The organism is Aerococcus sp. 1KP-2016 (assembly GCF_002252085.1).
GTDB lineage: Bacteria > Bacillota > Bacilli > Lactobacillales > Aerococcaceae > Aerococcus.
Window position 1 is genome coordinate 1 of record NZ_NEEY01000073.1, and the last position, 5,830, is coordinate 5,830.

Annotated in this window: 5 protein-coding genes; all 5 read right to left on the reverse strand. The window is 40.5% G+C overall.

Going from position 1 to position 5,830, the window contains the following annotated elements:
• Positions 1-277: 277 nt before the first annotated feature.
• Positions 278-490, reverse strand: coding sequence for a cold-shock protein (locus B9P78_RS09025; RefSeq protein ID WP_094519116.1), 213 nt, complete (start codon positions 488-490; stop codon positions 278-280).
• A gap of 1 nt (position 491) precedes the next feature.
• Positions 492-3,263, reverse strand: coding sequence for an isoleucine--tRNA ligase (ileS, locus tag B9P78_RS09030; RefSeq protein WP_094519117.1), 2,772 nt, complete (start codon positions 3,261-3,263; stop codon positions 492-494).
• Positions 3,264-3,563: 300 nt separating this feature from the next.
• Positions 3,564-4,580 (reverse strand): DivIVA domain-containing protein, encoded by a 1,017-nt coding sequence (locus B9P78_RS09035; RefSeq protein ID WP_094519118.1) that lies wholly within the window; start codon positions 4,578-4,580, stop codon positions 3,564-3,566.
• A 12-nt stretch (positions 4,581-4,592) separates the two neighbouring features.
• Complete coding sequence (locus B9P78_RS09040; protein WP_094519119.1) at positions 4,593-5,387, reverse strand: RNA-binding protein; 795 nt, start codon at positions 5,385-5,387, stop codon at positions 4,593-4,595.
• 190 nt (positions 5,388-5,577) lie between these two features.
• A partial coding sequence (locus B9P78_RS10410) for a hypothetical protein (protein ID WP_233487860.1) occupies positions 5,578-5,830 on the reverse strand: 253 nt, incomplete at its 5' end.

The window sequence follows — 5,830 nt, forward strand, 5'->3', positions numbered from 1 at the left end:
TAAGGAACTACTCTTTCAGTCCTTTAACCTGTTCCCATGATAGATTTCAATCAAAATTTATAAGGAATTTTTTCAAAGTAAAAGGCGTACACAACTCTTATTAAGAATTGTGTACGCCTTTTTAGAGGCCTTTTGTCCCAGCCTCTTTTCTTCTCATCCTGTAGTCGAATTCGGAAAAGCAACCCTCTTCCCACTTCAGATGAACTTGTTGATGACTACTGTCATCAACATCGTTAATCTTCCACTGGTTGAGGGCTGAACGTCCGCGCTCACATCCTTATTTTAAGCTGATGTTTACTGCTTGTGGTCCGCGTTTTCCTTCTGCAATTTCGAAGTGAACTTTTTGTCCAACGGTTAGTGATGATTGTTCTAAGTGAAGTAATGCTGAAAAATGAACGAAGATGTCACCTTCCTCAGGAAAATCAGGTAATTCTATGAAACCAAAGCCTTCTTTTTCATTAAAGGTTTTGACAATTCCGTAATAAGCCATTTTAGGCCTCCTTTTCAACTAATGCTTCTGGGTAGTTGTTTACGACAATGTTTGCACAACGCGCACATAGGTGTGGTGCTGCTTCAATTGTACCGACTTCTTCTTTCACGGCACGACAACGCTCACAAGTTGCACCTAATGCGTGTTCGATGTCGATTGTATATGCGTCTTCGCCTAAGTTATCCACTTGGTGAACATCTAATTGAGAAACCATTAAGTAAGTAGCTAAGTCTTCACCAATACTGTCTAATAATGCTTGTGTATCAGCATTTGCGTGGATGTGTAATCTCGCTTCTAATGATTTACCGATGACTTTTTCTTCACGGGCTTTTTCTAATGCTTTGTTGACATCTGATCTGAAGTCCATGAATGCAGACCATTTCGTGTTCAACTCATCTGTATTGGCATATTCAACAACTTCTGGGAATTCTGCTAATTGCGCGTATTCTTCCTCTTCTTGTAAGTATGTCCAGATTTCTTCTGTTGTATGTGGCAAGATTGGTGTCAATAGGATTGTCACTGCTTTTGCCACTTCATACATAACAGTTTGCATGTTACGACGTTTTGATGAATCTGGTAATTCAATATACACAACATCTTTCGCGTAGTCTAAGTAGAAGTTAGACATATCTTGTGTTAAGAAGTTGGTAATTTCATGGTTAATTGTCATGAAGTCAAAGGTATCGTATGCATGACGGACGTTGCGTACCATTTCATTTAGGCGGTTCATCATGTATTGATCGATTGAGTCTAAGTTTTCGTATGCAATTGCATCAGCTTTCACATCGTAATCGAATAAGTTACCTAATAGGAAACGAACTGTGTTTCGGATACGACGGTAGTTTTCAGCAACTTGACCTAAGATATCGTCAGAGATACGTACATCGTAGTATGTATCAACAGATGTTACCCATAGACGTAAGATATCTGCACCACGTTGTTTGATTACATCGTTAGGTGACACAGTGTTACCGATAGATTTAGACATCTTGCGACCATCACCATCATTAACGAACCCTTGAGAAAGGACTGATTTGTATGGTGCTTCGCCATTTACAGCCACTGATGTTAATAGTGATGAATGGAACCAACCGCGGTATTGGTCAGAACCTTCTAGGTACATGTCAGCTGGGAATTGTAATTCAGGACGTGTACGTAATACCCCGTGGTGTGAAGAACCTGAATCAAACCATACGTCCATGATATCCATTTCTTTGGTGAATTCACCATTTGGAGAAGCTGGATGTGTAAATCCTTCTGGTAATAAGTCTTTCGCTTCACGTTCAAACCATACGTTAGAGCCGAATTCGTCGAATAAATTCGCTACATAATCAATTGTTTCTGGTGTTACGATAGGTTCGCCATTTTCACCATAGAAAATTGGTAGTGGCACGCCCCAAACACGTTGACGTGAGATAACCCAGTCTTTACGGTCACGAATCATGTTGTGGATACGCGTTTGACCAGATGGATGCCACCATTTCACATCGTTATCGATGATATCAAGCGTATTGTCACGGATTTTTTCAACTGAACAGAACCATTGCGGTGTCGCACGGTAAATAACAGGTTTCTTCGTACGCCAATCATGTGGGTATGAGTGGGTAAAGTAAGAAAGTTTAAGCAAACGACCATTCGCTTCCATCTTTTCGATAGAGATTTTATTACCATCTTGGTAGAATACCCCTTCAAAACCTGGCGCTTCATCAGTGAAACGACCTTGGTCATCAAGTGGTGATAAGACATCTAGATCGTAGTTCATGCTAGCAAAATAGTCATCTTCCCCGTGTCCAGGCGCTGTATGTACTAAACCTGTACCAGATTCAGCAGTAACATGGTCCCCAACAATCACTAGTGACTCACGGTCATAGTATGGGTGTTCAGCAACCATATATTCTAGGTCTGTTCCTTTTAAAGGTGCCCCTTCAATTGTGTAATCTGACCAATCTAGTTCAGCAGCCAATGATTTCACTAAATCAGTAGCTACGACAAATTTGCGGTCTTCAACGGCAACAATTGAATATTCAAAATCAGGGTTTACAGCAATCGCTAAGTTAGCTGGGATTGTGCAAGGTGTAGTTGTCCAGATAACGAACTCTGCGTTTTCTGGTAATTTGCCTTTGGTATCTTTTGCTTTGAATGCTACGTAAATTGATGGTGATTCAACATCATGATATTCAATTTCAGCTTCCGCTAAAGTTGATTCAGAAGATGGTGACCAATAAACCGGTTTTGCACCCTTGTAGATTAAGCCATTTGCGTACATTTGACCGAATAGACGGATTTGTTGCGCTTCAAATTCTGGTGCAAGTGTTAAGTATGGGTTCTCCCAGTCACCAGCAACACCTAAGCGTTTGAAATCTTCACGTTGGCCATTTACTTGTTTCCAAGCATATTCCTCGCATAATTTACGAAATTCAGCAAGTGTCATTGATTTACGGTCAACACCTGAGTTTGTCAATGCTTGTTCAATTGGTAGACCATGTGTATCCCAACCTGGTACGTATGGTGAACGGTAACCAGACATTGATTTAGAACGGATAATGATATCCTTTGTGATTTTGTTCATGGCATGTCCGATATGGATGTTACCATTTGCGTATGGAGGACCATCATGTAAAATCCATGGTGTTTTGTCTTTATTTTTTTCTTGGCGTTTGGCATAAACTGCTTCTTGTTCCCATTCAGCTTGGCGTTCTACTTCTTTAACTGGTAGATTACCGCGCATAGGAAATTTAGTTTTACCTAAATTTAAAGTCTCTTTCATTTTCATATGCTTTATTCTTCCTCCTAATTGACTTCACTCGTAGAAATAAAAAAAGCCTCGCCCTAAAAAGGGACGAAGCTACCGTGGTACCACCCAGATTTTGTACAGGCAATGATATACGCCTCTACACTCAATGATCGTATCGTGATCAACGTATTTCTTAATGAGTGCAGCTGCACCTGTTCAGAAATCCACTCCTGGATGATAATAAATAACTTTTCTCGCTCTAATTCTCACCTGACATAGATTCTCTTTCGATATATTGCGTTATTCATCTTGTTCCACTCTACGTGTGTAATATATACGTCATAATCTTACTATAAAAATAACGTTCTGACAACTTTTCAAATTAAAAACTCGATTAGACTTTTGATTCAGAAGTTGTTTCTGATTCTGATGAAGGTCTGTTGGTAGGTCTTCTTCACTTGAAGCAAGTTTTTCATCAACCGAATTTACGGTTGCTTCTTCTGAAGTTTGTGTTGCATCTGAAGCTTCTACTGTTTCGCTTGTTTCCGTTGTGGTACTAGCTTGGGCAACAACTTCCTCTGATGCATTGTCCTCAGCTACAGGGGCTGCAGGAGTTGCTGTGGTGCTTGCTAACACCGCTTGGTTGGCTACACCATTTGCTGCTTCCACGTCACCTTGGACCACGCTCGTCTTTTTCTCAGCTTCTGGAAGGTCAACGTTACCCATAACTGTTGGAATTGCCGGAATATCGTTGTTGAAGAATTCCTCTTTGCGTTGCTCCTTTTCAGCTCTTGCGGCTGCGTCATCGAAGATTGCTGGACCCTTGTCTGATCGAACTGGTAAATCATATGTTTTGATGATTTCATCCAATTGTGGTGTTGGTACTTCACCAACTGGTTTTTCGAAGAATAAGTTTTCCCAACGTGGATCTTCATACATTGCTTTGGCTTGTAAGACCATACCAAATGATTGGTGTAGGTAGGTGCGTGCTGCTTCTTGTAGATTGTCTGTTTCGGTATTCACAACGGTCGCTTTTTCAGCTGCTTCTGTTAGAATAGCGCGTGCTTCTTCTTCTGCACGTTCAACGATCAAGCTTGCCTCGCTTAATGCTTCTTCCCGTAAACGATCTGCCGCTTCTTGGGCTACAAAGATTGAACGGTTTACAGTAGCTTCTTTACGTTGTGCTGCATCTACTTCTTTGTTAGCGATGTTTAGCTTGTCTTGCAAATCTTTATTTGATTCCTCAAGTTTTTCCATTGAAACGCGAACTTTGTTGATAAACTCGTCAACTTCTTGTTTACCGTAGCCTGAGATTTTCTGTTTAAATTTAACATCTTTTAATTCTGATGATCGCATAAAAATAGCCTCCTATTTGTTTTTAATCAGTTCTATTTGAGCCCTAATTTTACCCTTCTTGGTTTCCATCAGGGTTGCGACATATTTCAAGCGTCCAAAGCCACGGACTGAAGCGATGTCGCCAGGACTTAAGGGTCGTTTGGCATCCAGTACCTGACCCCAATTCAATTTGGCCGCCCCTCCTTCAATCAGGATTTTAGCTTTGGCCCGGGGAATTCGAAATCCTTCTGATATAAAGGTATCAAATCTTAGTGAAGAAAGTGTGACTTCCATGGGTTTCCAGTCAGAAATTGGTTGGATAATTTGGCTTGCTTGATTAATGCGAACCAATTTGACCTTGTAACCACCCATTTTATCAACTTCAAACTCGAGAAAGTCTGCTATTTTAGCATCTACAAAGAACTGCCAATCGCCCTTTGCCTGGATGATATCGCCAATCCTGTTGCGCTCGACACCTTGACCAAGAAGGGTTCCGAGAATTTGGCGATGCTCGATGCTATTAAATTTAGCGGCGTAATGGATGTCAAAAGCGACAATTTCGAAGTCACTTGGCTGGATGTCATAATATCCGGGTGCAAGGACAGCTCGCTGATTTTCAGCGCCTGGGTAACCACCGAAGAAATCGACTTTGACTTCTTCATTATGACCAATAATCATCATAATGATAGCCACTTCTCTCGGATTTAGGAAAGGTGTTACGACGGGTGCGTATTGGTCGATTACGGTATTAAACCAGTCGGTCACCTTTTCTACAAAGGCGTGCTCGTCTGGATGAAAATGCTGAAATAGTTGATTTTTGTCTGCCATGCTACCGCCCTTATCTTTTGTTTGCTAACTCTATTATACAAAAAAATCAGACAGATACCTAGACCAAGCCAATTATTTGCTAATCAGTCCTCATTATTCAAAAATCGTTTCGGTTCAACATTAAATTTCACCATCGCTATTTGTAAAAAAACAAAAGGGTCACCGACTTTTGCAGTGGACGAGAAATCATTCACACTTTTTTGTTTGAATACACAAAAAGACATATGAATAGATTCCCTTTTGTCGCAGCTAACCGCTTAGGTTGGCATATTTTTGCGAGATTGTTTATATCCGTTTTAAAATAGATGAAAACTGGAAACCAGAACTGCTTTTGAGTATGTTTATGAGAAAAAATGAAACGCAAAACACCCTGAACGTTCTTTTTTTTTAAATAATGACCGTTCAGCCCTTTTTGTGGCGCAAAATTTCTCATTTTTGAAAAC